Source organism: Bacillus sp. SG-1 (assembly GCF_000181495.1).
In the GTDB taxonomy this organism is placed as follows: domain Bacteria; phylum Bacillota; class Bacilli; order Bacillales; family Bacillaceae_B; genus Rossellomorea.
The window spans coordinates 42,501-69,194 of record NZ_ABCF01000008.1; the positions used below are offsets into that span (position 1 = coordinate 42,501).

20 protein-coding genes, 16 tRNA genes, 2 rRNA genes and 1 pseudogene (1 of these 39 cut by a window edge) are annotated in these 26,694 nt (G+C 42.7%); 35 read left to right on the forward strand and 4 right to left on the reverse strand.

Translation table 11 applies throughout. From position 1 onward, the window contains the following. The 27 genes from BSG1_RS07220 to BSG1_RS07350 form a co-directional block, all read left to right on the forward strand. Nucleotides 1-573, forward strand: a 23S ribosomal RNA gene (locus BSG1_RS07220) (it extends 2,364 nt beyond the left edge of the window). A gap of 143 nt (nucleotides 574-716) precedes the next feature. After that, nucleotides 717-833 (forward strand): 5S ribosomal RNA (rrf, locus tag BSG1_RS07225). 10 nt (nucleotides 834-843) lie between these two features. After that, nucleotides 844-918, forward strand: a tRNA-Asn gene (locus tag BSG1_RS07230). Between the two features lie 4 nt (nucleotides 919-922). Next, nucleotides 923-1,014: transfer RNA gene (locus tag BSG1_RS07235), tRNA-Ser, on the forward strand. A 13-nt stretch (nucleotides 1,015-1,027) separates the two neighbouring features. After that, nucleotides 1,028-1,102 (forward strand) — tRNA-Glu (locus BSG1_RS07240). A 64-nt stretch (nucleotides 1,103-1,166) separates the two neighbouring features. Further along, nucleotides 1,167-1,242: transfer RNA gene (locus tag BSG1_RS07245), tRNA-Val, on the forward strand. 10 nt (nucleotides 1,243-1,252) lie between these two features. Next, nucleotides 1,253-1,326 (forward strand) — tRNA-Met (locus BSG1_RS07250). Between the two features lie 58 nt (nucleotides 1,327-1,384). Continuing rightward, a tRNA-Asp gene (locus BSG1_RS07255) sits at nucleotides 1,385-1,461 on the forward strand. 161 nt (nucleotides 1,462-1,622) lie between these two features. After that, nucleotides 1,623-1,698: transfer RNA gene (locus BSG1_RS07260), tRNA-Phe, on the forward strand. Between the two features lie 11 nt (nucleotides 1,699-1,709). Beyond that, nucleotides 1,710-1,785, forward strand: a tRNA-Thr gene (locus BSG1_RS07265). A gap of 12 nt (nucleotides 1,786-1,797) precedes the next feature. Further along, nucleotides 1,798-1,881: transfer RNA gene (locus BSG1_RS07270), tRNA-Tyr, on the forward strand. Nucleotides 1,882-1,888: 7 nt separating this feature from the next. Further along, nucleotides 1,889-1,962 (forward strand) — tRNA-Trp (locus BSG1_RS07275). Nucleotides 1,963-1,979: 17 nt separating this feature from the next. Then, a tRNA-His gene (locus tag BSG1_RS07280) sits at nucleotides 1,980-2,055 on the forward strand. A gap of 45 nt (nucleotides 2,056-2,100) precedes the next feature. After that, nucleotides 2,101-2,175 (forward strand) — tRNA-Gln (locus BSG1_RS07285). Nucleotides 2,176-2,180: 5 nt separating this feature from the next. Next, nucleotides 2,181-2,255, forward strand: a tRNA-Gly gene (locus BSG1_RS07290). A gap of 5 nt (nucleotides 2,256-2,260) precedes the next feature. Then, nucleotides 2,261-2,334: transfer RNA gene (locus BSG1_RS07295), tRNA-Cys, on the forward strand. Nucleotides 2,335-2,344: 10 nt separating this feature from the next. Continuing rightward, nucleotides 2,345-2,429 (forward strand) — tRNA-Leu (locus BSG1_RS07300). Between the two features lie 16 nt (nucleotides 2,430-2,445). After that, nucleotides 2,446-2,519: transfer RNA gene (locus tag BSG1_RS07305), tRNA-Gly, on the forward strand. A gap of 728 nt (nucleotides 2,520-3,247) precedes the next feature. Further along, entirely contained in the window at nucleotides 3,248-4,189 is a 942-nt protein-coding gene (locus BSG1_RS07310; protein ID WP_006836317.1) for a carbohydrate ABC transporter permease, read from the forward strand. Continuing rightward, nucleotides 4,189-5,016, forward strand: a complete 828-nt coding sequence (locus BSG1_RS07315) for a carbohydrate ABC transporter permease (protein ID WP_006836318.1) — start codon at nucleotides 4,189-4,191, stop codon at nucleotides 5,014-5,016. Before BSG1_RS07310 ends, BSG1_RS07315 begins: the two co-directional genes overlap by 1 nt. Nucleotides 5,017-5,087: 71 nt before the next feature. Beyond that, nucleotides 5,088-6,368 carry an ABC transporter substrate-binding protein gene (locus BSG1_RS07320; protein WP_044022558.1) on the forward strand — a complete coding sequence of 427 codons (1,281 nt, stop codon included), beginning with the start codon at nucleotides 5,088-5,090 and terminating at the stop codon, nucleotides 6,366-6,368. Between the two features lie 138 nt (nucleotides 6,369-6,506). Next, a complete protein-coding gene (locus BSG1_RS07325) occupies nucleotides 6,507-8,318 on the forward strand; it encodes a sensor histidine kinase (protein ID WP_006836320.1) in 1,812 nt (603 codons plus the stop codon). After that, nucleotides 8,296-9,873 (forward strand): response regulator transcription factor, encoded by a 1,578-nt coding sequence (locus BSG1_RS07330; RefSeq protein WP_006836321.1) that lies wholly within the window; start codon nucleotides 8,296-8,298, stop codon nucleotides 9,871-9,873. The genes BSG1_RS07325 and BSG1_RS07330 overlap by 23 nt, the downstream gene beginning before the upstream one ends. Nucleotides 9,874-9,891: 18 nt before the next feature. Continuing rightward, nucleotides 9,892-10,617 (forward strand): ThuA domain-containing protein, encoded by a 726-nt coding sequence (locus BSG1_RS07335; RefSeq protein ID WP_006836322.1) that lies wholly within the window; start codon nucleotides 9,892-9,894, stop codon nucleotides 10,615-10,617. A 406-nt stretch (nucleotides 10,618-11,023) separates the two neighbouring features. Further along, entirely contained in the window at nucleotides 11,024-12,052 is a 1,029-nt protein-coding gene (locus BSG1_RS07340; RefSeq protein WP_006836323.1) for a Gfo/Idh/MocA family protein, read from the forward strand. Nucleotides 12,053-12,065: 13 nt separating this feature from the next. After that, on the forward strand, nucleotides 12,066-13,106 hold the full coding sequence (locus BSG1_RS07345; RefSeq protein ID WP_006836324.1) for a Gfo/Idh/MocA family protein: 1,041 nt from the start codon (nucleotides 12,066-12,068) through the stop codon (nucleotides 13,104-13,106). A 12-nt stretch (nucleotides 13,107-13,118) separates the two neighbouring features. Continuing rightward, nucleotides 13,119-14,087 (forward strand): sugar phosphate isomerase/epimerase family protein, encoded by a 969-nt coding sequence (locus tag BSG1_RS07350; protein WP_006836325.1) that lies wholly within the window; start codon nucleotides 13,119-13,121, stop codon nucleotides 14,085-14,087. A gap of 1,447 nt (nucleotides 14,088-15,534) precedes the next feature. Here BSG1_RS07350 and BSG1_RS21075 read toward each other — a convergent pair. Further along, a complete protein-coding gene (locus BSG1_RS21075) occupies nucleotides 15,535-15,708 on the reverse strand; it encodes a hypothetical protein (protein WP_006836327.1) in 174 nt (57 codons plus the stop codon). A 458-nt stretch (nucleotides 15,709-16,166) separates the two neighbouring features. Here BSG1_RS21075 and BSG1_RS19765 point away from each other — a divergent pair, with 458 nt between their 5' ends. The 4 genes and pseudogenes from BSG1_RS19765 (at nucleotide 16,167) to BSG1_RS07370 (ending at nucleotide 19,322) form a co-directional block, all read left to right on the forward strand. Then, the gene (locus BSG1_RS19765) at nucleotides 16,167-16,655 is read left to right on the forward strand and encodes an SDR family NAD(P)-dependent oxidoreductase (RefSeq protein ID WP_052302367.1); all 489 of its coding nucleotides are present in this window, start codon (nucleotides 16,167-16,169) and stop codon (nucleotides 16,653-16,655) included. A 159-nt stretch (nucleotides 16,656-16,814) separates the two neighbouring features. Beyond that, nucleotides 16,815-17,144 (forward strand): annotated as a pseudogene (locus tag BSG1_RS19770) (SDR family oxidoreductase); the annotation flags it as partial. A 101-nt stretch (nucleotides 17,145-17,245) separates the two neighbouring features. Beyond that, complete coding sequence (locus tag BSG1_RS07365; RefSeq protein WP_006836331.1) at nucleotides 17,246-18,163, forward strand: GNAT family N-acetyltransferase; 918 nt, start codon at nucleotides 17,246-17,248, stop codon at nucleotides 18,161-18,163. A 28-nt stretch (nucleotides 18,164-18,191) separates the two neighbouring features. Further along, complete coding sequence (locus tag BSG1_RS07370) at nucleotides 18,192-19,322, forward strand: serine hydrolase domain-containing protein (protein WP_006836332.1); 1,131 nt, start codon at nucleotides 18,192-18,194, stop codon at nucleotides 19,320-19,322. Between the two features lie 60 nt (nucleotides 19,323-19,382). Here the strand turns inward: BSG1_RS07370 and BSG1_RS07375 are convergent, their stop codons facing one another. Continuing rightward, nucleotides 19,383-20,054, reverse strand: coding sequence for a B3/B4 domain-containing protein (locus tag BSG1_RS07375; protein WP_006836333.1), 672 nt, complete (start codon nucleotides 20,052-20,054; stop codon nucleotides 19,383-19,385). Nucleotides 20,055-20,549: 495 nt separating this feature from the next. Between BSG1_RS07375 and queG the strand changes: the two genes are divergently transcribed. Continuing rightward, on the forward strand, nucleotides 20,550-21,686 hold the full coding sequence (queG, locus tag BSG1_RS07380; protein WP_006836334.1) for a tRNA epoxyqueuosine(34) reductase QueG: 1,137 nt from the start codon (nucleotides 20,550-20,552) through the stop codon (nucleotides 21,684-21,686). Nucleotides 21,687-21,884: 198 nt separating this feature from the next. Beyond that, nucleotides 21,885-23,114 (forward strand): Bcr/CflA family efflux MFS transporter, encoded by a 1,230-nt coding sequence (locus tag BSG1_RS07385; protein ID WP_006836335.1) that lies wholly within the window; start codon nucleotides 21,885-21,887, stop codon nucleotides 23,112-23,114. Nucleotides 23,115-23,255: 141 nt separating this feature from the next. Here the strand turns inward: BSG1_RS07385 and BSG1_RS07390 are convergent, their stop codons facing one another. Then, nucleotides 23,256-24,896, reverse strand: a complete 1,641-nt coding sequence (locus BSG1_RS07390) for a M4 family metallopeptidase (protein ID WP_052302368.1) — start codon at nucleotides 24,894-24,896, stop codon at nucleotides 23,256-23,258. Between the two features lie 405 nt (nucleotides 24,897-25,301). On the opposite strand from BSG1_RS07390, the gene BSG1_RS07395 reads away from it, so the two are divergent. Beyond that, nucleotides 25,302-25,718 (forward strand): NUDIX hydrolase, encoded by a 417-nt coding sequence (locus BSG1_RS07395; protein WP_006836337.1) that lies wholly within the window; start codon nucleotides 25,302-25,304, stop codon nucleotides 25,716-25,718. Between the two features lie 39 nt (nucleotides 25,719-25,757). Here the strand turns inward: BSG1_RS07395 and BSG1_RS07400 are convergent, their stop codons facing one another. After that, on the reverse strand, nucleotides 25,758-26,030 hold the full coding sequence (locus tag BSG1_RS07400) for a DUF1292 domain-containing protein (RefSeq protein ID WP_006836338.1): 273 nt from the start codon (nucleotides 26,028-26,030) through the stop codon (nucleotides 25,758-25,760). A gap of 281 nt (nucleotides 26,031-26,311) precedes the next feature. On the opposite strand from BSG1_RS07400, the gene BSG1_RS07405 reads away from it, so the two are divergent. After that, nucleotides 26,312-26,617 carry a hypothetical protein gene (locus BSG1_RS07405; protein WP_006836339.1) on the forward strand — a complete coding sequence of 102 codons (306 nt, stop codon included), beginning with the start codon at nucleotides 26,312-26,314 and terminating at the stop codon, nucleotides 26,615-26,617. The last annotated feature ends 77 nt before the right edge of the window (nucleotides 26,618-26,694 follow it).

Here is a 26,694-nt window from a genome sequence, read left to right on the forward strand (position 1 = left end):
AAGGCACAAGGGAGCTTGACTGCGAGACCTACAAGTCGAGCAGGGACGAAAGTCGGGCTTAGTGATCCGGTGGTTCCGCATGGAAGGGCCATCGCTCAACGGATAAAAGCTACCCCGGGGATAACAGGCTTATCTCCCCCAAGAGTCCACATCGACGGGGAGGTTTGGCACCTCGATGTCGGCTCATCGCATCCTGGGGCTGTAGTCGGTCCCAAGGGTTGGGCTGTTCGCCCATTAAAGCGGTACGCGAGCTGGGTTCAGAACGTCGTGAGACAGTTCGGTCCCTATCCGTCGTGGGCGCAGGAAATTTGAGAGGAGCTGTCCTTAGTACGAGAGGACCGGGATGGACGCACCGCTGGTGTACCAGTTGTCTTGCCAAAGGCATCGCTGGGTAGCTATGTGCGGAAGGGATAAGTGCTGAAAGCATCTAAGCATGAAGCCCCCCTCGAGATGAGATTTCCCATCACTTTATGTGAGTAAGATCCCTGAAAGATGATCAGGTAGATAGGTCTGAGGTGGAAGCGTGGCGACACGTGCAGCTGACAGATACTAATCGATCGAGGACTTAACCACAATTTTTAGCGAAACTCGGAATACTTTCTTTTCTTCATACTTTATCTAGTTTTGAGTGAATAATTTTATAAGTTTTTTTAAAAAAAGACTTGAAAAAATTATAAAACTCGTTATAATAGTACTTGTCCTTAAAAAAGACATTGTCTGGTGATTAAGGCGAAGAGGTCACACCCGTTCCCATGCCGAACACGGAAGTTAAGCTCTTCAGCGCCGATGGTAGTTGGGGGATCTCCCCCTGTGAGAGTAGGACGTCGCCAGGCTGAGTATTATTCCGCAGTAGCTCAGTGGTAGAGCTATCGGCTGTTAACCGATCGGTCGCAGGTTCGAATCCTGCCTGCGGAGCCAATATGGAGAGCTGTCCGAGTGGCCGAAGGAGCACGATTGGAAATCGTGTAGGCGGGTAACCCTGTCTCAAGGGTTCAAATCCCTTGCTCTCCGCCATTATATATTAACTGGCCCCTTGGTCAAGCGGTTAAGACACCGCCCTTTCACGGCGGTAACACGGGTTCGAATCCCGTAGGGGTCACCAAGCTTTTTTACGAAGCGAAGCGGAGTAAAAGAAGCATCATTAAAAGTCATATTGAAACACATTTGGAGGATTAGCTCAGCTGGGAGAGCATCTGCCTTACAAGCAGAGGGTCGGCGGTTCGATCCCGTCATCCTCCACCATTTAAATCGTCGCGGGGTGGAGCAGTTCGGTAGCTCGTCGGGCTCATAACCCGAAGGTCGCAGGTTCAAATCCTGCCCCCGCAATACCATTTGACTCACGTCAAGTTGTTGATAGATATTTTGACTAACGTCAAAAATCTCTGGTCCGGTAGTTCAGTTGGTTAGAATGCCTGCCTGTCACGCAGGAGGTCGCGGGTTCGAGTCCCGTCCGGACCGCCACTTTTTTAAAAAAATCTTAGTTCAAACTAAGAGGGTTTCGATAAACGAAAAGGTCAAGGAAGTGACTGAGCGAATACCGGAACGCACTGGAAGGTGCGTGAGGATATGAGCGATGGAACTGACGCAGAGATTTGAAGTTTAGCGGAAGCCGAAACTAATACGGCTCAGTAGCTCAGTTGGTAGAGCAATGGACTGAAAATCCATGTGTCGGCGGTTCGATTCCGTCCTGAGCCACCATCTTCCTAAATGCCGGTGTAGCTCAACTGGTAGAGCAACTGACTTGTAATCAGTAGGTTGGGGGTTCAAGTCCTCTTGCCGGCACCATCGAGAATATTTGGAGGGGTAGCGAAGTGGCTAAACGCGGCGGACTGTAAATCCGCTCCTTCGGGTTCGGCAGTTCGAATCTGCCCCCCTCCACCATCTATATAGGGGTATAGTTTAAAGGTAGAACAGAGGTCTCCAAAACCTCCAGTGTGGGTTCGATTCCTACTACCCCTGCCATATTTTTAATACTCATGGCGGCTGTGGCGAAGTGGTTAACGCATCGGATTGTGGTTCCGACATTCGTGGGTTCGATTCCCATCAGTCGCCCCATAAAATTTTTAACATAACTAATTGAAGAAGCATATAATATATTAGTGGGCTATAGCCAAGCGGTAAGGCATCGCACTTTGACTGCGACATGCGTTGGTTCGAATCCAGCTAGCCCAGCCAATTTTGCGGAAGTAGTTCAGTGGTAGAACACCACCTTGCCAAGGTGGGGGTCGCGGGTTCGAATCCCGTCTTCCGCTCCATTGTCGGCGGCATAGCCAAGTGGTAAGGCAGAGGTCTGCAAAACCTCTATCACCGGTTCAAATCCGGTTGCCGCCTCCAATCAACACTTGCCGGTGTGGCGGAATTGGCAGACGCGCACGACTCAAAATCGTGTTCCTTCTGGAGTGCCGGTTCGACCCCGGCCACCGGTACCAATTTCATATGTATATTGCGGGTGTAGTTTAGTGGTAAAACCTCAGCCTTCCAAGCTGATGATGAGGGTTCGATTCCCTTCACCCGCTCCATACATAACATTCCAACTCTTTCTCTTGAGAAAGAGTTTTTTGTTGTTTAAGTACTAATTCACTTCTTCTGGTTTAACGCATAAGGATACATACAAGTTGGAACGCATGCTAACCTTGATCTAAGAGTGATGTAATCTGATGACATTATAGGAAGCTATTGCCTGCCGCTGCTTAACAGAGCACTTATACCCTTTGTTTGGGGTATACTGGCTGCATTTGTTTCTTTTTTAAAAATATCGGTTCTCATGTCACTAGAAGGAAAAGTCCCTGAGAGAGGGAATCTCGTCTATTCTGCTTCTATTTGCATCTAATATTCATTAATTGCGTCAGTTGAGGATTATTGCATCCAATTCAAAAGAAATGAGTCTAATTTGGAATAATTGTGTCTACTAGTATTTCTAAAGATCAAATAGGAATCTACAAGCTACTATTTTTAAGAAGAAGATTCACCTTAATCGATCGCATCCATAACTCCTCCTAACTGATGGTCCAGATCCACGATGAAGACCTTCCAGGTAAGAAAATTCAACCTATAATATATTAAGTAGAAGCGCTAGCCTGCCTTCCGAGCGTCGACTAATTCCTACTCTTACCGGGAAGTACCTGTCACCAAATGGAGCTTCACCACTCATCACAATTTTGCCCCTTCTTTGTCAATTTTGTATACCTCTTTAAGAAAGCGCTTCCATTATACTTAAAGAAAGTAATTTATATAGGCGGTGATACCGGTGGAGACAAAGATTGAGACAGGGCCTGTGAGGCCAGAGATACAGATCCAAACACCAGCCAAGAAAAAGATAAGGTATAAGAGCATATTAACCTATGCAGCCTTTGTGGGACCCGCCCTTTTGTTTTTCCTGGTGATACAGATCATTCCATTTTTGATGGGACTTTATTATTCTTTTACTTCTTGGAACGGAGTAAGTTCGGCTGTTGAATGGGTAGGGATTGAAAACTACAAAAAAATCTTTTCGGATGATCCTGTCTTTTTCAATTCATTCATGTTCACAACGAAGTTTATGTTTGCAGCAGTCCTTATTAGTAACTTGTTGGGCTTCAGTTTCGCGCTGCTCCTGAATGCAGCCTTGAAAACTCGAAATATATTAAGAACGGTATTCTTCATTCCGAATGTAATCGGAGGGCTATTGCTTGGTTTCATCTGGCAGTTCATCTTCGTTAAAGGTTTTGCCTCACTTGGTAATATGACGGATATCGGATTTTTCAAAATGCCATGGCTTGGGGATGAAACGACTGCCTTCTGGGGAATCGTCATTGTCTTTGCTTGGCAGATCAGCGGCTATATGATGGTCATTTATGTAGCAGCGCTTCAAGGAGTTGATAACTCTTTGTTAGAGGCGGCGAAAATGGACGGAGCTTCAGCTTGGGCTGTACTTACCAGGATTATTATTCCATTAATCCTGCCGGCTTTCACGATTTGTTTCTTCCTTACAATTTCGATGGCATTCAAGATCTTTGATTTGAATATTTCCCTGACAGGCGGAGGACCTTTTAACTCAACTCAGTCAGTTGCTATCAATATCTATCAGGAAGCATTCCAGAACAACCGATACGGGCTGGGTACGGCGAAGTCCATTCTATTCTTTGTGGTAGTAGCCATTTTCACTACCGTACAAGTAATGGTGACTAAGAAGAAGGAGGTTGAGGCATAATGGGCAATCGTTATACCAAAAAGACATTTGTTCTTGAGATTATCGGGATTACCGTAGGGCTCATTTTCCTTATACCTTTTTACTTCGTGCTGGTCAACTCGGTAAAGCCTTTTGCGGCAATCTTGATCGATGCAGCTGCATGGCCGAAGGAATTCCTTTTCTCCAATTATGCTAAGGTATGGGAAATCATTAACTTCCCAAGAGCTTTCTGGAATTCACTGGTTATCACAGTTTTTAGTAATATTGGTCTAGTCATCATCAGCTCGATGGCCGCCTGGAAGATGGTGAGGACACCAGGAAAGTTCAGTAAGATATTATTCATCATCTTTGTGTCAGCAATGGTCATTCCATTCCAGACGGTGATGATCCCGCTTATGAAATTGGGAGGGGCACTGAATCTTACGAACAGTATCCCGGGATTGATCATCATGTACTTCGGTTTCGGAGTTCCATTGTCATTGTTCCTGTTCCATGGCTTCGTGAAAACCGTACCGATGGAAATAGAGGAATCTGCGATGATCGATGGGTGCAGCCAGTTCGGTGTGTTTTGGAGAATTGTTTTCCCTCTTCTCAAACCGATTACAGTGACAGTCATCATTCTGAATACCCTGTGGATCTGGAACGATTACCTGCTTCCGCTTCTTGTATTGCAGGATGCAGAATTAAGGACGATTCCTTTGGCAGCGAGCTCTTTCTTTGCTCAATATACAAAGCAGTGGGATATGGGGCTTGCGGCATTGGTTCTCGGTATTACGCCGGTCATCATCTTCTTCCTGTTCTTGCAGAAACACATTATTAAAGGAATTGCTTCAGGATCAATTAAGTAGATATAAAGTTCATGGCAAAAGCCAGGAATTTATATAAAATATTAATAAGTACCAGGGAGGTCAAACTATTTATGAAACGTTTTCTGCTTTTATGTATGTCTCTAGTTTTTGTATTCGGTATTGTGGCCGGATGTTCTTCTAATGAAAACAGTTCAGGCAATTCAGATGGCAATACTGATTCAGGAGAAGAAGTAGTAACACTTAATTTCTTCCAGTTCAAAGTTGAAATTGCGGATCAGCTTGCTGAAATGATCAAAGAATTCGAAGCTGAGCATCCAAACATTAAAGTCAAACTTGAAACTGTCGGCGGCGGTGCTGATTACGGTGCAGGACTAAAGGCGAAGTTTGCATCAGGTGAAGAGCCGGATATCTTCAATAACGGTGGATTTAAAGAGTTGGAACTTTGGAAAGAAAAATTAGCTGACTTGTCAGATGAACCATGGGTTGAGCATGTTCTTCCTATTGGTAAAGTCCCGATGACAGATGAAGATGGAAAGCTTTACGGTATGCCGGTTAACCTTGAAGGTTATGGATTTGTTTATAATAAGGATCTGTTCGAGAAAGCGGGTATCACTGAGCCTCCTGGAACTATCGATGAATTGAAAGATGCGTCTGAGAAATTGGAAGCTGCCGGTATTACTCCGTTCTCAGCTGGTTACGGCGAGTGGTGGGTAATCGGACAGCATTTACTGAACATTCCTTTTGCTCAGCAGGAAGATCCAGTTGCATTTATCGAAGGTCTATATGATGGATCTGAAACAATCGTTGGCAATGAAAAATTCAAACAGTTCAAAGAAGTACTTGATACAGAGTTGAAATATGCAAACGACAACCCATTAACAACAGACTACAATACACAAGTTACTCTGTTTGCTTCTGGCGAAACAGCTATGCTTCAACAAGGTAACTGGACAGAAAACATGATCTATGAAATCAATCCTGACATGAATATGGGCTTCCTGCCAATCCCAATCAGCAACGATGACAGTGCTGACCGCTTACCGGTAGGCGTTCCTAACAACTGGGTATTAAATAAGAATTCCGAACATCTTGAAGAAGCCAAAACATTCTTAGAGTGGATGGTAACTTCTGAAACAGGCAAACGTTACATCACAGAAGAGTTTTCGTTCATTCCAGCATTTGATAATATCGAGCCTGCTGGTCTTGGCGACTTAGGACAGTCCATCCTTGAGTTCTCTAAAGAAGAGAAAACAATTCCTTGGACTTGGTTCAGATGGCCTGATGGAGCGAACAAAGAGTTCGCCGCGGCTATCCAGGAGTATGCTGCAGGAAAGATCGATTATGATACATTGCTTGAGCGCTTCCAGACTACTTGGGATAATCTGAAGTAATAGAATAATAGAAAGCATGTCTATTACAGGCATGCTTTCTATTTATATCCCTTTTGGGGGAGTGACTAAATAACGCTTTCAATTATAAGGCGATACACTCTATACTAGTGTATATGAGAGACTTGGAGGATCAACTTTATGATTAAGAACAGTATCCGAAACAAGCTGATCGTCTTGTTAATGATCACCACGATAATTCCTTTCGGGAGTTCCATTATTATTACATATCTATACACAAAGAATTCGATAGAGGAAGAAGTCGTGCAGGAAAGCAGCAATCTCCTTTACCAAGGGAAAATCAATCTGGAAAACTATATCAATGAATTAAGCGGGTTAACACTTTCCCTTTATAACAACCCTGATTTCATTAATTATATGAGGTCTCCGCAAAGTGAAAGTGATTACCTAACAATCGGGTTAGTTAAAAACGTCGTGCAAACGTTTCTTTATACAGAGAAAACGATTAAAGAAGTCACCATTACTTTTGCTGACGACGACAGGGTGATCTCTGCGACCAAACATTCGACTGTCGTTTTTTCTATGAGGGAAGGTGCTTCAGAACAAGAGGCACTTATGAAAGCTGCACGGAGTCCTTACAATCTGAATATTGCACCAGCCTATCCCCAGCAGGAAAATGAGAGGAAAAGGTCCAAGAGTATCGCCACCATACACAGAGCCCTTATCAATATTCCTGCCGATGAAGTATTGGGATATATCTCTCTGGAAATATTACCAGACAAAATTTTGGACTTGAGTAAAAATCTATACAATACTGACACGGAAGAATTTTATCTGTTGACTCCAGAAGGAGAGGTGATTTACAGCTCTGACGGTGATACCTCCCTAAATAAACGGAGCCAGGAGTGGATTCAGGAAATAACGGATGGAAATGAAACATCCGGTACCCTGGAATGGCAAAAGGACTCGTTTAACGGGGTGATGATGTATGACCGGCTTTCTCCATCAGCGGGCGGCTGGATATTAGTGAAAAGGGTCTCCTATGCGAACCTTTACGAAAGCGCTTTTAGTGTGGCGAAGATCAATATCCTGTTTGGCTTTGTCGGCTTGTCGCTTGTCATTCTGTCGATATTGTTCGTCTCATTTAAGATCACCTCTCCAATCCGTGTACTGCTGCATAACATCCAGCAGGTCGAAAAAGGTGAGATGAAAATTGAATCCCAATCCTTTGGAACCGATGAGATCGGACTTTTGGGTTCAAGGTTTCAGCAGATGATCGGGAGAATCAATCACTTGATTAACAGAGAATACAAACTGGAATTGGAGAATAAGACCAACCAGCTAAAGGTTCTGCAGTCCCAGATCAATCCGCATTTCTTGTATAATGCCCTTCAGTCAATCGGAACCATCGCATTGAAAAATAAAGTGCCGCAAATTTATACTTTGATTACCCATCTCTCAAAGATTATGAGATACGGAATGGATATGGAAGAAGATATCGTTTCGCTCAATAAAGAGATCAATTACACCCGGGCTTATCTCCTTTTACAGAAGGAAAGGTTTGGAGATCACCTGGACTATTCAATAGAGGTGGAAGAGGGGCTCAAGGAAGTAAAAGTACCGAAGATGCTGCTACAGCCAATCATTGAGAATTATTTCAAGCATGGCTTTGATATTCGTGAGGGGATTGGAAGAATCAGATTAAACTGTTTCAGTGAGCACGATGAATTGGTGATCACAGTTGAAGATAATGGTGCAGGGGTAACAGCGCAAAAACTTCAAGAAATCTATGAGCATTTTCAAACTGATATAAAGAATACAACAGGGGAAAATACAAGCATCGGATTGAAAAATGTGTTTGTCCGCTTGAAACTTTACTACAATCAACAGGCAAGTCTGGAATTGCAGAACTTAGAAGGCGGCTTCAGGGTCACAATGAGGCTGCCGGTACAGATGGAAGGTGATACTCATGAAAGCAATCATTATCGATGATGAAAAGCATGTCAGGGAAGGTTTGATCTTGCTGGCCGAATGGGAAAAGTTCGGAATTCATACCATCTTGGAAGCAGAGGATGGGGAGCAAGCCATTGAACTGATTAAAGAGCATCGTCCGGAAATCATTTTTACCGATATGAGAATGCCGAGAAAAGATGGAATAAGCTTGTTGAAGTGGCTGCATTCATCTGAACTCCACAGTAAGACGATAGTGGTAAGCGGCTATGATGATTATGAATATATGAGGAATGCTCTTTACTATAAAAGTTTTGATTATATCCTTAAGCCGATTGAACCGGAAGTGCTGAACGAAGCATTGGAGAAAGCCGTCAGTGAGTGGAAGGACCAAGCCCGCTCAAGAAAAAGCCAGGTGGAAGATAGTCAGGTCCTGAATGAGGTTAAACCTCTCTATTGGGATCGTATGTTTTCCAAACTTTGTCTAACGGGAGGTCTTTCTGAAGCAGCAGAAAACAGGATCAGGAATGAATATGGTCTATCTTTGACTGATAAGGGAGTGAAAATCGCCTTAATACCCATCAGGCCGTTTGTTGTGAAGGCTTTCCAGTTTGAAGATGAATTGGCTTTCTTTACATTGAGCAATATTGGGAATGAACTGTTAAGAAGGAGTAATGAGGGTGTCTGCTTTCGCAATATCAACAACGATGAGGAACTCGTCATTTTAATATGGAATGCAGACAATGCTCCACTATTGATCCAAGATATCCATACGGCCATTTACCAATACAGCAAAGTCAGGCCCATCATGGCTCTGGGAAAACACTCAGCAGATGTGAAAGGGGCTTATGACTCTTCACACCAGGTTTTAAGAAAGCATGACCTTCTGTCGGCAAAGCGGGTCGTGACTGAAGAAGATATACTAAACACCCCCCTTTTACACCTGCTGGATTATTCAAACGACCTGAAATGGGCGCTCCGTTCCGGCAGCATGGAACAAATCGATACACAAATAAACAGCCTGTTCAACTTGCTGGAAAAGGATTTTACTTTTTCATTAGACCAAATTGCCACCTGGGACAGGCAATTCGAATTATTGAAAAATAACTGGTTAAAAGAGTATGAGATTAACAATGAAGTTACATTTGTTAAGAGAGAAGACTACTGGAAGGAAGATGGCACTTTTTCTCTCCCAAAATTCAAAAAAGAAAAAGCGGACGAATTCAAGGAACTGGTCAAGATACTGTCCGATGCAAAATATCAAAAAGAGAAAAACAGCATGCAGCGGATTGAAGAGTATTTGCAAAAGAATTATCAGGAAGACATTAATCTGCAGGAGATTGCCGACCGGTTTTATCTCAGCAGGGAATATATATCGAGAAAATTCAAGCAGGATTATGATGCCACCATTACCGATTACTTAACAAGCATACGGATGGAAAAGGCCAAGAATCTATTGAAAAATCCCTACCTTAAAATCTATGAAGTTGCCTACGGGGTGGGTTATCAAAATGAAAAATACTTCAGCAAAGTGTTTAAAAAGCATGAAGGCGTGACACCGAACGAATATAGGCAATCTTATTCAACAAAATCTTAATAAACGGAGGGTTTACCCATGTTAAACGTTACAGTATGGAATGAGAATCGTCATGAACAAAAGAGTGAGAAAGTACGTGAAGTGTATCCCGAAGGTATTCACGGTGCTATTGCATCCTTCTTGGGAGAAGCATCCTTTAATGTGAAAACGGCTACCCTTGATGAAGAGCAGCATGGTTTGACAGAAGAAGTTCTCAAAGAGACCGATGTCCTGTTGTGGTGGGGACATATCGCACATGAGGAAGTATCCGATGAAGTGGTAGAAAGGGTCAGGCAGCGTGTTCTTGATGGAATGGGTCTGATTGTCCTTCACTCCGGCCACTTTTCAAAGATTTTTAAAGTATTAATGGGGACTTCCTGTGATCTTAAATGGAGGGAAGCGGATGAGAAGGAGCGGATCTGGATAGTGGAACCTAGCCACCCGATCACCGAAGGACTGGGAGAATATATCGAACTTGAAAGAGAAGAAATGTACGGGGAGCATTTCGATATCCCTGCCCCTGATGAGCTGGTGATGGTCAGCTGGTTCGAAGGCGGCGAGGTATTCAGAAGCGGATGTACCTATAAACGCGGCAACGGAAAAGTGTTCTATTTCCGTCCTGGCCATGAAACCTATCCTACCTATCACAACAAGGAAGTTCAAAAAGTGATTGTAAACGCAGTGAATTGGGCTTCACCTGTCAAACGAGAAAGACCTGTTTACGGAAATGCAAAACCGCTTGAAACGATTAAAGGTTCAAAGTAAAAGGTTATTCGTGAAAACTGATGTTAGTGAAGAAGGTCGGTTTACCTAGATTTCTCTATGTAGTACATTGCTATTTATCCAGGAATTAAATCCTGATTAAGAAAAGAGCAAGATCGTTTCCTAGCATGCTTTTCTCTTTTATGAATAGGCTGTTTGCTAAAAAATTGTTGCTTTCCACACTAACTATTCAGAGTTTCTTACGAAGGGTTGATTGGAGCGTAAGGTGTGCGACCTCCTGCGGGACTAGCGGGACAGGTGAGACCCCACAGGCGCAGCCGAGGAGGCTCACCGCCCGCCCCGCGGAGTCGCGCACCTGGAGCGGAAATCAACTATCTCATTCAAATAGCAAAAATACTTACGAAAAGAGCTTATAAAAAAGCTAAGCCATTAACAAGGAGGAAATGAAATGAATAAAATCAAAATCGGAGTGGTCGGATGTGGCAGCATCGCGCAGCATCGTCACCTGCCTGAATATGAAAATAACGAACATGTTGAAATCGTTGCTGTCTGTGACATCGTCGAAGATCGTGTACAGAAGGTTGCTGAGAAGTATGGAGCCCGTGCCTATACGGATTATGAGGAATTGATTGCAGATGGAAAAGTTGAAGCAATCAGCGTCTGTACCCCAAATTACCTGCATGCCCCTATTTCTGTCGCAGCATTAAGAGCAGGCAAGCATGTATTGTGTGAAAAACCGATGGCCACTTCTTCTGTAGAAGCACAGGAAATGATTCAAGCAGCAGAGGAGAGCGGAAAAAAACTGATGATTGCACATAACCAGCGATTCGTGCCATCTCATGAAAAAGCAAGAAAATTGATAGAGAGCGGTGAATTAGGAAAGATCTACAGTTTCCGTTCAGCTTTTGGACATGGTGGTCCAGAAGGCTGGAGTGCTGATGGAGCAGACAGCTGGTTCTTTAAGAAAAAAGAAGCATTCATAGGTGCAATGGGTGACCTTGGAGTGCACAAGACTGACTTGCTCCGCTACATACTTGGTGAAGAGTTTGCCGAAGTTGGTTCCTTCATTGAAACCAGTTCAAAGGAAAATGCGGACGTTGACGATACCGCTGTTTGTGTATTGAAAACTGAAAGCGGAATCATCGGGACACTGGCAGCAAGCTGGTCATATGTGTCGAAAGAAGATAACTCCACGATCATTTACGGCGAGAAGGCCATCCTGCGCTTGGAAGACGATCCAGTTCACTCTCTGGTTGTTCAATATGCAACCGGTGAAGTGGTTAAATATGAACTAGGCGGGATTCAGACCAATGAGGAAGGCGGACAGAGGAACTCCCATGTCATTGAGCAGTTCGTGGCCAGCATCGTACATGATACTGAGCCGTCCGTTACAGGGGATGAAGGAATGAAGTCTCTGCAAGTAGTATTGGCTGCGCTGGAATCGAATGAAACAAAACGAATTGTAAAAATCAACTGAGGTGTTATCAACCATGACAAAACTTCGTATGGGGATGATAGGTGTCGGAGGCATCGCTCAAACCCGCCATATCCCTGCGTATAAGCAACTGACAGATATCGTAACAATTGAAGCGGTCAGTGACATCAATGCCAAGACAGCTGAGGAAGTGGCTGCCAAATTTGATATCCCCCATGTGTTCAGTGATTATCATGACATGTTCTCCCATGTGGATGCTGTCACAATCTGTACACCGAACAAATTTCATGCGGAAATTTCAATTGCTGCACTCAAGGCAGGAGTACATGTCTTCTGTGAAAAACCGATGGCCATGTCGCCTGAAGAATGTCAAGATATGATTGTTGCAGCTGAAGAATCCGGCAAGGTATTGAGCATCGCCTACCATTACCGATTTATGAAAGAATCCCAGGCGGCGAAAAATTTAATAGACCAGAACGAAATAGGCGAACCGATCGTCGCAAGAGCCAGAGCCATCCGCCGCCGTAAAGTTCCAGGCTGGGGAGTATTCACGAACAAAGAATTGCAAGGCGGGGGGAGCCTGATCGATTATGGTTGTCATTTCCTTGATCTTTCCCTATGGCTGTTAGGCAATCCAACCCCTGTCGAAGTAACAGGAACAGCCTATAATAAACTGAGCAAAATGGCTGATGAAGTCAATATGTGGGGAGACTTTGACCGGGAAACGTTCGAAGTGGATGATCACGTAACAGCCTATATCAAGTTTGATAACGGGGCTTCGATGTTATTTGAAACATCATGGAGTGCCAATGTGAAGAGCGATGAAGAAGTAATGAGCATTTCCGGCTTAACAGGAGGGCTGGACTTGTTCCCTCTTCATCTTAATCAAAGGAAACACGGCATGCTGTTGAGCAGTAACGTGGATTGGGTACCTGGGGAAGATAATCCGGGTGTACCGCAGGCGGAAAACTTTATCAACAGCTGTCTAGGGCGTGAAGAACTTCTTGTAAAACCTGAGGAAGCAATGAAAGTATCACAGGTCATTGATGCAATATACCAAAGCAGTGAAAATGGTCATAGCATTCGACTGCAATAGGAGGAAGCGTATATGAAACTAGGTGTGTTTACCGTTCTATTTTCTCAAAAGAATTTTGAAGAAATGCTGGACTATGTAAAAGAAGCGGGGCTTCATGCCGTTGAAATCGGAACAGGCGGCTATCCAGGAAACGCTCATTGTGACTTGGATGCTCTTTTAGAGAGCGAAGAGAAGCGGAAGGATTATTTAGATAAGGTAACATCGAGGGGGTTGACCATCAGTGCATTCAGCTGTCATGGAAACCCAATTTCTCCTGAGAAAGCGTTCGCTGAAGAGTCCCATGCGGCTCTGGAAAAAACAATCAAGCTCGCCGGATTAATGAATGTCCCTGTCGTCAACTGTTTCTCAGGAACTGCAGGAGACCATGAAGGGGCGAAACATCCTAACTGGCCGGTATCTCCTTGGCCTAATGAATATGGCGACATCTTAAAGTGGCAATGGGAAGAAAAGCTCATTCCATACTGGAAGAAGATGGGCAAGCTTGCCGAAGATAATAATGTGAAAATCGGCCTTGAACTGCATGGCGGATTCCTTGTCCACACTCCTTACACAATGTTGAAATTACGTGAAGAAACCTGTGAAGCCATCGGTGCCAACCTGGATCCTAGCCACTTGTGGTGGCAGGGGATCGATCCGGTCGCAGCCATCAAGATCCTTGGGAAAGCAGGCGCCATTCACCATTTCCATGCAAAAGATACCTATCTTGACCAGGACAACATCAATATGTACGGTCTGACGGATATGCAGCCATATGGCAGCATCCAAACAAGAGCATGGTCATTCCGTTCAGTCGGCTGCGGCCACAGTATGCAGGAATGGTCGGATATGATGAGTGCATTAAGGACCTACGGCTATGATTATGTCGTCAGCATCGAGCACGAAGACCCAATCATGTCGATTGAAGAAGGCTTTATGCGTGCAGTCAAAAATTTGAAGTCGATTTTGATTGAAGAACAGCCTGCAGATATGTGGTGGGTGTAGGGAAGGACTTTTAAGAAAGAGGGGTACCAATCTAATTGATTGGTGCCTTTTTTGTTTTCTATTGATTTATGGACGGACATCCCGTGGATCAGGAGCGTGGTGGATCTTCTTATGATGTTAGATGGAATGAAGTCCCTCGCGTGTGAAGCGCATGTCGTGATTGTGAGCTTTAGGAAGAAATGATGCCCCGCGCGTCCGGAGCGCATGGCATCATTGTGAGTTTTTGGATGAAATGATGCCCCGCGCGGTCGAAGCGTTTGGCATCATTGTGAGCTTTAGGATGAAATGATGCCCCGCGCGGTCGAAGCGCATGTCATCATTGTGAGTTTTAGGATGAAATGATGCCCCGTGCGTCCGGAGCGCATGTCGTCATTGTGGGTTTTAGGAGGAAATGATGCCCCGGGCGTCCGAAGCGCATGTCGTCATTGTGGGTTTTAAGAGGAAATGATGCCCCGCGCGCCCGGAGCACATGTCATCATTGTGAGTTTTAGGATGGAATGATGCCCCGCGCGGTCGAAGCGCATGTCATCATTGTGAGTTTTAGGAGGAAATGATGCCCCGCGTGCCCGGAGCACATGTCATCATTGTGAGTTTTAGGATGGAATGATGCCCCGCGCGTTCGAAGCGCATGTCGTCATTGTGAGCTTTAAGAGGAAATGATGCCCCGCGCGTTCGAAGCGCATGTCGTCATTGTGGGTTTTAGGATGAAATGATGCCCCGTGCGTCCGGAGCGCATGTCGTCATTGTGGGTTTTAGGAGGAAATGATGCCCCGGGCGTCCGAAGCGCATATCGTCATTGTGGGTTTTAAGAGGAAATGATGCCCCGCGCGCCCGGAGCGCATGTTATCATGTGAGCTTTAAGATGAAATGATGCCCCACGCCCGCTGTTTTCCTAGAAGGAATATACCAATGATTAGAAGAATGAGTAGATGACTACTTCAAAATAAGGAATGAGAATGAACCTGAAGTTATTAGAGTTAAAGTGAAAATTGTAGTATAAGGGGTTGGTCGTTTGGAGAGTTCATTGTTAAAACTGATAGAAGACAATAGAAAGGCGTTTATGTTTTCAAATTATATCTTCTTGGTCCTCTATGGAGGCATAACGTTTCCAACAATCTACTCAAGTGATCTCATTTTTATTGCAACCATGATTGTGAGCTATGTTTACCTCAGTGTTATATTCTGTGGACTGTTTGATAGAAACCCATTAGTTGTGTTTTCTTCAGCATTTTTGTTCAATCTGGTCGGACTCTCGTTGCGAGTTATCTTGGAGTGGGGAGAATACTCAATGACAAGATCTTTAAATTTCTTGACTGTAGGATTTCATTTGATCATTATCCCATTGTTCATATTACTTATTTATCTTATATGGCCAAAAATAAAGTTTAAAACTAAATTTTAGTGAAATGGCTTGAGTCAAAAACCTCAAGCCATTTCTTGATAGAGACTATTCATGGATTTGCTGTTGCACCTGTTGGATTTTTTGTTGTGCTTTTTCAAGTTCAGTTAGGGCGAAGTTACATGCTTCTGCCTCACTGCTGCCTGAATTAGCTTGTTTCAAGTGAAGATGTGCTTTATGGATAATATCCTGTGCTTCTTGTAACTCGCTTTTAAAGTTCATGGCAGTTCACCCCTTTATCAGATCATCTTCTTTATCATGCGTAATCTTCCGTTGAAATACACCCGGATACCTACTTTTTGATTTTATATAAGTATAGTATTACCTTATAGCGTAGGGTGGTAGAAAGGTGAATTCTTAAGGATTAGATGCTTTTTTTGAAGAAGTTGTTACAACGAAATAATATACTCGCATCAACTATACAGGATTCAGCTTTTGTATGGACTGTAATCGTTGAGCACTATTTAGCAATAATATCCAATATAAAATATCTATGATACTATAAGACTCAGAGATGACTTAAAGGAGCAATAAATTATGGCAACTATCCTATAATCCAAACTTGATATATATCCCTTTAAACCAAGGGATAAGTATGTCTATTTTTATTATAGGACGTGCTCTCCAATGAAATATTCATCTCTTTTTGTGTGCGTCCTTCAAACAAGGAGGATAAATACTTGAAACACTTAAAAGGAAAAACAGCTATTGTAACAGGTGCAAGCAGGTCAACGGGAATAGGGGCTGCAATATGTCTTTCCCTTGCTAAGGCAGGGGCAGATGTATTCTTTACCCATTGGGCTCCGTTCGATGAAACTGATGGAAATGGAATTGAGAAAGATTTTCCACAAGAATTATATGAGATTATAAAAGGCTTTGGAGTAAGATCATCTCATATGCCGCTGGATTTAAGTTTGGCGGACGCTCCAGTAAAGCTGTTGAATAAGGTGGAAGAAGAGTTAGGAACAGCTAATATATTGGTTAATAATGCAACCTATGAATCTCCGGTGAGCTATAGAGAATTAAATGCAGAAATACTGGATAAGCACTATCAAGTTAATAATAGTGGTACCTTGATGCTGTCCGTCGAATTTGCGAGAAGGTACGAAAGAAAACTCTTTGATAAAGGCTGTTTTCGTATAGATTGTTGCTTTCGGAAAAATCCCTAGTGCCGGATTTTTCCCCTGGTACAAGGTTTCTTCTCTCTGAACAGGGAGAGCAGCTCTTTTCTTCCTGCCTTACCAGGATATTTCGTGTGAATGATGTCTATTTTTTCGAAATTCATATTAAATAGCAACAAAGTTTAAGAAAAGAGCCTTGATAAAAAAGATGGCAGGATTATTAATCTTGTATCAGGAGGGCCAAACCCTAATAATTTGGCTTATATTGCAACAAAAGGAATGATCATTGCGATAACCGAACCGCTGTCAGTAGCACTTGCTCCCATAGGGATTACGGTGAATTCTGTAAACCCAGGGCCAACTGACTCAGGATGGATGACTGAAGAAATAAGAAATTATTTATTACCTCAATTTCCTTCTGGCCGCCTTGGAAAACCGGAAGATGCAGCAAGACTTATCACATTCTTAGCAAGTGACGATTCCAGCTGGATTACAGGGCAGACTATTAAATCTGAAGGAGGATTTTTGGGGAAGTAGAGGTATTTAAGGGAGGATTGTTTTAGCGATTCTCCTTTTTGTCGTTTTGAAGATTTTGAGGTTTTGGACTTTGGTAACCTTAATTAGAAAAGGGGAAAGAAATGTCTATCATAACAATTGAAAAAGCTGTCAGTGAAGATGCTGATAAACTGACAAAAATCATGAAGAGGACTTTTGATGAAGAAGCAAAAAAGTGGCTGGCGGGTCAAACTGGTGTAGTTGATTATAATATTCAGCCTCCTGGGTACGCATCAATCGAGATGACAAAATATATGATTGAAGAACTGGAATATTTTAAGGTTAAATATAAGGGCAAAATCGTTGGCGGAATTATTTTAACGATTACTGGAACGTCCTTTGGAAGAATTGATCGGATATTCGTTGACCCTGAATATCAAGGGAAGGGAATAGGCTCTAATGTTATAAAATTAATTGAGGAAGAATTTTCAATGGTACGAACTTGGGATCTTGAAACATCAAGCAGACAAATTAATAATCATAATTTTTATGAAAAAATGGGGTTTAAGACCACCTTTGAAACTGAGGACGAGTACTGTTATATAAAGAGAAAGGGATCTTTATCAGCACCGGAAGGTAAAGATATATCCAATATTCAATACGAGAATTGCAATATGGAGAGAACAGAGTGTTATCAAGTGAATCTGGAAGGTAGTTCATTTAGTAACAGTAATCTAGCAAATACACACATTAGTAATTGCAACCTTAGTCATTCTAAATTCCAAAATATTAACCTAACACATTCTCTTTATGCGGACTTAAACCTTTCTAATAGCACAATGAAATTAGTTACTTTGGGAGGAGTTTGCTTTATAGATTCTAACCTTGGGGAGGACGAACAACCAGTTTCGTTTGAAAGATGTGACCTCAAAGGCTCCACAATAAGTAATAGCAATTTACAAAACGTAGAAATAAAAGATAGTGAAATAACAGGAATGAAAATCAATGATATTTCAGTAGAAAAGCTTCTTGAAGCATATTATCAAGTGAATAAAGAGTAAAAATATAGGATTTATAACGGAGGTTTCCATGACTTATTCAGATGATAAGTACTATCAGATAACGGATTTTATAGAGAAGCAAATGCATAACCATAACGGTGTCGGATTGAGTGTTGCGATTGTTAAAGATTCAGACATTGTCTATTCAAAGGGATTTGGTCATTCTCAGATTCATCCAGTAAACAAACCTATTGATGCGGATACTTTGATGAGCATTCAAAGTGTTTCTAAGAACTTTGTGGCAGTTTCAATTATGCAGTTGGTTGAGAAGAATATGATTTCATTGGATGATTCTGTGGTGGACTATTTGCCTTACTTTAGAACAAAGGATAAACAACAGAGCGATACCATCACGATCCGGCATGTATTGTCCCATACTGCGGGATTTCCCTCAGATTTAGGAATAGCCAATATGACTGCTCCGAATATAAGAGAAATATTTTCAGATACTCCTACAGAATTCCAGGAAGCATTAGACTATTACCGGCTTACAGAAGAAGAACTATATAGTATCAAAAACCGTGAAGATATAACGAAATGGTTTAAGAAAGTAGAATTGGAGTATCCGGTCGGGAAGGGATGGAATTACTGTACCGATGCATATGTAATACTTGCGGATTTATTTGAAAAAGTTACAGGCTCCTCTTGGGAAAAACATCTTAAGGAAGATATATTGATTCCCTTGAATATGAACCGGACAACTGGCGATTCGGCTTTGGTTGAAAGTGAAGAGAATAGTGCGAGATATTATTTGGGCGAGGAAAAAGTAGAAACTCCATTTCCAAAGAACCAAATTTCCGCTCCGATTGGATATTTATATTCAACAGCGAATGATCTAGGAAACTATTTACTCTTCCACTTAAATAAAGACGCCACTATTTTACGTTCGGATTTAATAGAAGAAATGCGGAAACCCGTTCAACTCGTCAATGAGGAATGGCGATTCGGAAGTGAAGTCAGGAGCTATGGACTTGCTTGGTTTACAGATACATATAAAGGTCAGGGGGTTGTAGAACATGGAGGCGGTCAAATGGCTGTCAGGTCGCTTATTTCCATGGTTCCCCAACATAAGCTTGGAATTGTAGTATTATTGAATTTTGATGGAACCATCCATCATGATATATGTGATAAGATCATAGACGTTTTCACTGGTTCTTAAATATATTTGAATACTGCACAAAAAAAGCAGAAGCCGCAATGGTCTCTGCTTTCATATCTCTCAACTGCCAACAACTGAAAACGTTCCTTCCCCTCCATGGATTGAAACAAACATATCCATCAGGGATTTTGTCAGCTTTTCACTCTCCTCAACAGAAAGAGAGGGCTTTAAAAAGATGATTTGTACCGCGTTTTTCGTTTCTTCCCCTACAGGTGCTGTTGCTGAATCGACAAATGGGCTTCCGAATGGGCCGGCAGCGTCACATGCAACGATCAGGTTCTCGATTGAATTTTCACGTCCATTCAATCCGGTGTAGGATTCCCCTTCAGAGCCGATCCTTAGTTCGATATTTTCACCTTGCAGTTTGTCCAAATCATAGATGCCGATCGGGACTTCATATTGCAGGGAAAAGAAGTTGTTCAGGTCAATGGCTGAATTGATCGTTTGCAGGTAGTTTTGCTTTTTAACCCTGCGGTATAACGCTTCAGCCGAGTGGCGGTAACGGTTCGGGTCTTTGCCAACCGATTTGAAAATCTTTCTCCATTGGGCAACGCCGTCAATTTCAGTCACAGGCCTTTCCTGGAGGTCAAAAAAGATTGATTCCTGAAACAGCTGCAGCCTGCCTTTCAGCATTTGAGGCGATGAGCCGACTTCGATATTATGATATTGAATAAAACCAACTTTGAAACCGTCTACCTTGGCTGTAATTAGGGGATTTATCGTAATTTCCACTTATTTTCCCTCCACATTTATTTTAAAATAGTTTATCATAATACACGGCTATATTTCATATGTGGGAATTTACTGAGTAAGTATGAATTAATATTCTTATGCTCAGATTTGAAAAGTTTAAATCACTTAGAATGTTTAAATAATAAAGTGGGGACTAAGTCTTGAATATATAATAATTAGATTGGAGCGGAAGGTGCGTGATCTCCTGCGGGATTAGCGGGACAGGTGAGACCCCGCAGGCGAAGCTGAGGAGGCTAATCCAGCTCCAGCGGCCAGTGACTAGCAGATTTCGGTCTCTCTCCTTGCGATAAGTCATCATCGAATCGCTAACGCTCTTCGTGATTCCTTTATCTCATACGAGAGCCCTAAAATCTGTACGTCACTGAACGGCACGGCCGCTTCCACTTTTTACTTCACCGCCCGCCCCGCGGAGTCACGCACCTGTAGCGGAAATCGTTAAACGATTATAGTAATCATAGAAAGGAGGAGAGAGCATTGGATTTCGATCAATTAAAGCAGGATATTATTGAATACAGCAAAGAAATCGGTATTGATAAAATTGGTTTTACGACAGCCGACACCTTTTCCGAGATGAAGAACCTGCTGCTACGCCAGGAGATGCTGGGCTATCAGTCAGGCTTTGAAGAAAAAGATATCGAAAAGCGTGTGGACCCCTCACTCATATTCGATGGACCGAAATCAATCATCGCGATTGCTCTCGCCTATCCTTCGAGAATGAAGAATGCTCCCCAAAGTAAAAGGGGTGAACGCCGGGGGATTTTCTGCAGGGCGTCATGGGGGACGGATTATCACGATGTTCTCAGGGACCGGTTATCCAAGCTGGAGAAGTATATAGAGTCCAGAGTTCCACAGGCTCAGTTTAAATCCATGGTGGATACGGGAGAGCTTGTAGACAGGGCGGTGGCCGAGCGTGCAGGAATTGGCTGGAGCGGGAAAAACTGCGCGATCATTACTCCTGAGTTTGGTTCCTATGTATACTTGGGTGAAATGATTACGAATCTTCCGTTTGCCCCTGATGAGCCAATTGAAGACCAATGCGGTACATGCAATAAGTGTGTAGATGTCTGCCCGACAGGAGCACTCGTCGAAGGTGGACAGCTCAATGCACAGCGCTGTATTGCTTTCCTAACCCAAACTAAAGGGTTCCTGCCTGATGAATTCAGAACTAAGCTTGGTAACAGGCTGTACGGCTGTGATACTTGTCAAACGGTCTGCCCTGAAAATAAAGGCAAGGATTTTCATAACCATTGGGAAATGGAGCCTGATCCTGAAATCGCCAAGCCGCTGTTGAAACCTTTATTGACAATCAGCAATAGAGACTTCAAAGAAAAGTATGGACATGTTTCCGGATCATGGAGAGGGAAAAAGCCAATTCAGCGGAACGCCATAATTGCTTTGGCTCACTATAAAGATGAAACTGCCCTTCCTGATCTAATCTCTGTGATGGAAAATGATGTAAGACCGGTTATCAGAGGAACCGCTGCCTGGGCATTAGGCAAGATTGGCGGAACCACTGCCGAGGAAGCCCTTCAGGCATTCCTTGCAAAAGAAAAAGACGAAGAAGTCATTTCTGAAATCCATAAAGGGTTGGAATTGATATCAGCAAATTAAAACGGACTAAGCTGCCATTGCTTTGGTCCGTTTTTTTGGCGCAAAAACCGATGAGCAAGGAAATGTCAAAGGAAGATTAGTAGATTATTTCTCCAAAAAGAATCCAAATCTATTGTAAAAAGCAGGCTTTCTTTGCTAGAATCAATTGAACTAATTGGAAGAAACTGAAAGTGTCAGACAGGAAGGAAGTTTAGAAACATGATTCAACCACCTACAGGAAAGGAGCGGATCGGGCTTGCATTTCTTCTCGGAATGCTTGGTGTGCTCGGACCGCTTAACATTGATATGTATTTACCCAGTTTCCCTGGAATCGCCTCAGACTTGGAGGCGAGTGCTTCCCAGGTCCAGCTAAGTTTAACGAGCTGTCTCATTGGACTGGCTGTCGGTCAAATTGTAGTAGGGCCCATCAGTGATGCAAAAGGGAGAAAAAGTCCCTTACTGTTGTTTATCTTCTTGTTCGCCCTGTCATCTATTCTTTGTGCCGTTGCTCCAAATATTTCGGTATTGATTGCAGCGCGTTTTCTGCAGGGGTTTACCGCGTCGGCAGGAGTTGTACTATCGAGGGCAGTGGTTCGTGATGTATTCAGCGGAAGGGAACTGACGAAGTTTTTCGCTCTATTGATGGTCATTAATGCTACTGCTCCCATGATTGCTCCCATAACTGGCGGAGCAATACTATTGCTGCCATTTGCAACTTGGAATACGATATTTTATGTGCTTGGACTAATTGGCTTTCTCATAGTAGGGGTCATTGCCCTGAAATTAAAAGAAACCTTGCCGCCTGAAAAGCGTATTCCAAGCTCTCTTGGGAGTTCGGTAAGAACAATTGGCAGTCTGCTGAGGGACCGGTCATTCATCGGCTTCGCTTTGACGGTCGGACTGATTCACGGTGGGAGCTTTGCCTATGTTGCAGGAACACCGTTCGTTTATCAAGGGATTTATGGGGTTTCTCCGCAGGTTTTCAGCATATTGTTCGGAATAAACGGCCTTGCGATCATTACAGGCAGTTTTCTCATCGGCCGTCTGGGCGGCTTTATTCATGAGAGAAAGCTGCTTCGAGTGGCTGTCATCATAGCAGTGTGTGCGACTTCATTTCTGCTTCTCATGACAATCATTCAAGGTCCATTGGCAGCGGTTGTCATTCCTATATTCATCTATATGACAACTATGGGAATGATTTTGACCAGTACCTTTACATTGGCAATGGAACACCAGGGACATCGGGCAGGCAGTGCTAGTGCGGTATTGGGAATGCTCCCGCTGGTCATTGGGTCGATTGTCGCTCCGCTTGTAGGAATAAATGAAACAACGGCAGTGCCGATGGCAGCAGCGTTATTCATTACAGCTTCTTTTGGGGCTGTGGCATTCTTCAGGTTAACGGGGAAAAAACAGGCTTTAGCAATGAAGTTAAGTACGAATAGCAATTGATATTTGTTAAAGTTTTAATTGATTTTCGTGAATTATCTGAGGGGAGGGCCCTTCTTAGCAAGGGGGGAATCGCTGCAGAGCAGAAAAAGGCCGGTTGGACAAATATCCAACCGGCTCTTTTATTGAGGCTTTTTTTCTTCTTTAGTATACTCCTACACTGTCCCAAGCCGATTTTACAGCATTGTAAGTAGAACTTCCGCTTCCGTACAGGTCTGCTGCAGATTGCAGAAGAGAAGCACGTGCGTAACTGAAGTCACTTGTAGGCGTCAGGTAGACTGTAAGGGCACGATAGTAAATTTTTTCAGCTTTGGCATTGCCGATGCTTGTGACAGTATTATAGAAAGCTTTATTTGGAATCCCGGAATTTGTGTGAACGCCGCCGTTGTCAGAAGTAGTGTTCACATAATCGTCCATATGCTCCGGTTGTCCATATTGTGACGGATTGGAAAGACTGCGCAGTGCATCACCTGCTACGCCTGGTGTGTATACATCTTCACCCATTAAGTAATCAGCCGTATCAAGGAAGTAGCCGAATACATCGGAGAAGGACTCATTTAAGGCACCAGATTGATATTGGTACTCTAATCCGGCAGTCCTTTCTGTTACTGCATGTGTAATCTCATGTGCCACAACATCCTTGGCTCCTGAAAGTTCACGGAAAGTTGATCCGTCACCGTCTCCATATACCATCTGTGATCCATTCCAGAAAGCATTGTTGTAATTGGTACCATAATGCACCGTTGAACGGATGGTTGCACCATTGTTATCATAACTGTTGCGGTTATGAGTGTTTAAGAAATAATCATATACATCTTCAGCATAGGCGTGAGCGTCTACTTCCGCTGCTTGGGAGTAGGCTGTCCAGGCGTTATTGCTGTCGACTGTGTAATATCCCGGCAGGGTTGTCCCGTTTTGAGCTGTACGTGTTTCAATGACACCGTTCATTGGTTTTGTTACGTCATATAAATAGTAAGTTCCATTTGCATAATAAGTATTAAGCTGCTTGTAATCATCTTTCACACCATATCCGTAACCAGTAGTTGCAGCATCTGTAACAGCGTTATATGCTTCAAGAACCTCACCGCTTACAGCATCTACATAGATTTGCCAATTTGCTCCGTATGGCTGGATGAATTGCAATTGAACTTTGTAAGCAAGATTGAAAGCCCCATCTTTCTCATGAACTACTAAATCTTTTTTTACATTGGTGTTTTTAACTTTGCTTTTCTTTGCTGCAGCAAAGGTTTCTTCTTCTGGCGTTACTGTTTGAGATTCATCAAGTTCAATATAGTTCCAGGCAAGACTTACTGCCTCGTCTTGATTGATTTCAGCTTTTGACTTTTTAACTTTTTTAGAAGCATCCGGATATAATTGTCCTGCAGCTGTAGAAACGGAGTTGTCTTTATGTGTATGCACAGAGAAGATGGCTCCGTCGATTGGAACACCTTTCACTGACTGAGCAAATTTGTAATGCTTCATCCCCAGTTCATCTTCTGTCGTTTCTAGAAGAGTCAGCTCGGTAGAAGGATCGATTCCCAGAGCATCCTGGTTATTCTTAAGGAATTTTTTAATTTCTTTTTCATTTTTAGCCTTGGATTTTGAGAGTTTTTCAGAGTAGAATTTTGGTTTATCCTTTTGTTTATCCAGAATTTTTTTGGAGACTTCAAATTTAGAAGTATGATTGCTTGAAAGTGTTGATGCTAAAGAGGCTCCAGGCAAAGCTGCGCTGAATACTAAAGAAGTGCCGAGTGCTAATGATACTAATTTTAATTTTTTTGTCATATGTGTTGCTCCCTCCATCATTTTAATCTTGCATAATAGCTATTATTTCAAAGTAACCCGCGTGGTCTAGAAATTAGTCTAGCAAATGAGCAAAGAATTACAATCAAAATGTTTTGAATATTTTAACGATTTTGTGCGTTATTCAAGCCTTTTCGGTTCTTTATCTTTTCAATGCTCTTTCAATCTACAATTATAGTTTTTTAGGCATATGTAAATAGTTATAAAATAAGGAAAATTAAGGATTGTAAATATGGTAAATATGTAACTGATAGGTAATTTATGGTAGTTTTTAAGAGGTTTCTGATATAGTGATTATTGACTTAGAAGAACGTCAGTTAGAATAGGCAAGTAGAGAGAATTATTCAGTCATCAGGAATAGAATAATGAATTCAGTGGGGTGTGGATATGAAAAGAGAAGATGTGGTTTATGGTTTGATATTTGATGAGCATAAACAAAAGGTAATTATGGTCAAAAATGTTGGGGCTGGATGGACGCTTCCCGGCGGTGCAGTTGAAAAGGGAGAGACGCTTGAGGAAGCTCTTATTCGTGAAGTAAGAGAGGAAACCAACTTAACAGTGGAAGTTGAAGAGCTGCTTGCCGTTAATGAAGTGTTTTTTATTGAAAAAGACGTTCACCCGCTATTTTTCACTTTTAAAGTAAAGATTGTGGACAGTGAAATAAGCATTTTGGATCATGAGGAAATTGAGGACATACAATGGGTGGACCTGAATGAGGCTGATGCATTAATGCCCTATTTTACTGAAGGAGTAGAAGGGCTGTTACAAGGTAAGCTCGATTATACCTTTCAAGGAAAGCGATGATAGCAAACGTGAGCCCCATAGTATGGGAGCTCACGTTTTTTACTTATGTTCCGCTTCAAGGTTTTCTGTCCCTTCTACGGCAATCTCATAGGCATCAAGGATGGAATCATGATCTTCTTCATTCCTGATGTTGACAAGGTACTGGTCATCTCCCTCTTCCTCGACTTTCATCACAATCGTATGGTTACCATTGCCAGACTTTAACATCGCGTAAGAATGGCCTTTCATTTCAAATAAGGCTTCAACTGAATATTGCTCCTGATTGCCATTCACATCTTCAATGGTAATGATATCTCTGTATACATCATGCATCACTTTTCCCCCTTGTGGTTGAGATTGTCCTGTTTATCGTTTCCATTCTGGCAAGTGTTCATGTGAGGCAAAGAGTGAGAGAATCTTCCAGATTGGCAAAGGTAACTTCTTAAGCGGGATTTATCACCTCGAATAATTCTTTTGGTGAAGTGATTTGGGACTACCTGCAGAATTAGTATGACAACCGAGCAAAGTTCACGTCCGGACGCGGAGTTACACTTCCCATAGTCTCTGGAAAGAAAGGGCATACTAAGAAAAAAACTTAGTCAGGGGGAAAAGGTGTGAAGGTGGACGATCAGGAAAGGAGTCAGCTCAGTCAGGCAATCGACCAGTTATCAGAAGGACTGGACACCATCATTGAGCTGTATAACAATTCGGTGGAAGATAAGCCGCTTCTTCAATTGACGGATGAGAATGAAGAGTTATTGAGCAGAGCCACAATCAAATATGGCGGAGAAGAGGTCAACGGAAAGGTGAACAAAGTAATAGCCGAACTTCTCGAATGGCTTCCGCTGGATGATGTGGTAACTGAAGAAGCTGAAGCGAATGAAGAAACGGAAGAAACCGAAGAAATCGAAGACAAATAGCCGTTACGAAGACGGCAGTAAATGAAAAACAGAGAAAATGTCAGTGATTTTCTCTGTTTTTGTATGGAAAGAGAACT

Coding starts and splice junctions, on each gene's coding strand:
- BSG1_RS07315 (WP_006836318.1), top strand. CDS start 4,189: ATGGGCAATCGTTATACCAAAAAGACATTTGTTCTTGAGATTATCGGG.
- BSG1_RS07325 (WP_006836320.1), top strand. CDS start 6,507: ATGATTAAGAACAGTATCCGAAACAAGCTGATCGTCTTGTTAATGATC.
- BSG1_RS07345 (WP_006836324.1), top strand. CDS start 12,066: ATGACAAAACTTCGTATGGGGATGATAGGTGTCGGAGGCATCGCTCAA.
- BSG1_RS07320 (WP_044022558.1), top strand. CDS start 5,088: ATGAAACGTTTTCTGCTTTTATGTATGTCTCTAGTTTTTGTATTCGGT.
- BSG1_RS07340 (WP_006836323.1), top strand. CDS start 11,024: ATGAATAAAATCAAAATCGGAGTGGTCGGATGTGGCAGCATCGCGCAG.
- BSG1_RS07365 (WP_006836331.1), top strand. CDS start 17,246: ATGTCTATCATAACAATTGAAAAAGCTGTCAGTGAAGATGCTGATAAA.
- BSG1_RS21075 (WP_006836327.1), bottom strand. CDS start 15,708: ATGAACTTTAAAAGCGAGTTACAAGAAGCACAGGATATTATCCATAAA.
- BSG1_RS07385 (WP_006836335.1), top strand. CDS start 21,885: ATGATTCAACCACCTACAGGAAAGGAGCGGATCGGGCTTGCATTTCTT.
- BSG1_RS07335 (WP_006836322.1), top strand. CDS start 9,892: ATGTTAAACGTTACAGTATGGAATGAGAATCGTCATGAACAAAAGAGT.
- BSG1_RS07395 (WP_006836337.1), top strand. CDS start 25,302: ATGAAAAGAGAAGATGTGGTTTATGGTTTGATATTTGATGAGCATAAA.
- BSG1_RS07400 (WP_006836338.1), bottom strand. CDS start 26,030: ATGCATGATGTATACAGAGATATCATTACCATTGAAGATGTGAATGGC.
- BSG1_RS07370 (WP_006836332.1), top strand. CDS start 18,192: ATGACTTATTCAGATGATAAGTACTATCAGATAACGGATTTTATAGAG.
- BSG1_RS07350 (WP_006836325.1), top strand. CDS start 13,119: ATGAAACTAGGTGTGTTTACCGTTCTATTTTCTCAAAAGAATTTTGAA.
- BSG1_RS07330 (WP_006836321.1), top strand. CDS start 8,296: ATGAAAGCAATCATTATCGATGATGAAAAGCATGTCAGGGAAGGTTTG.
- BSG1_RS07390 (WP_052302368.1), bottom strand. CDS start 24,896: ATGACAAAAAAATTAAAATTAGTATCATTAGCACTCGGCACTTCTTTA.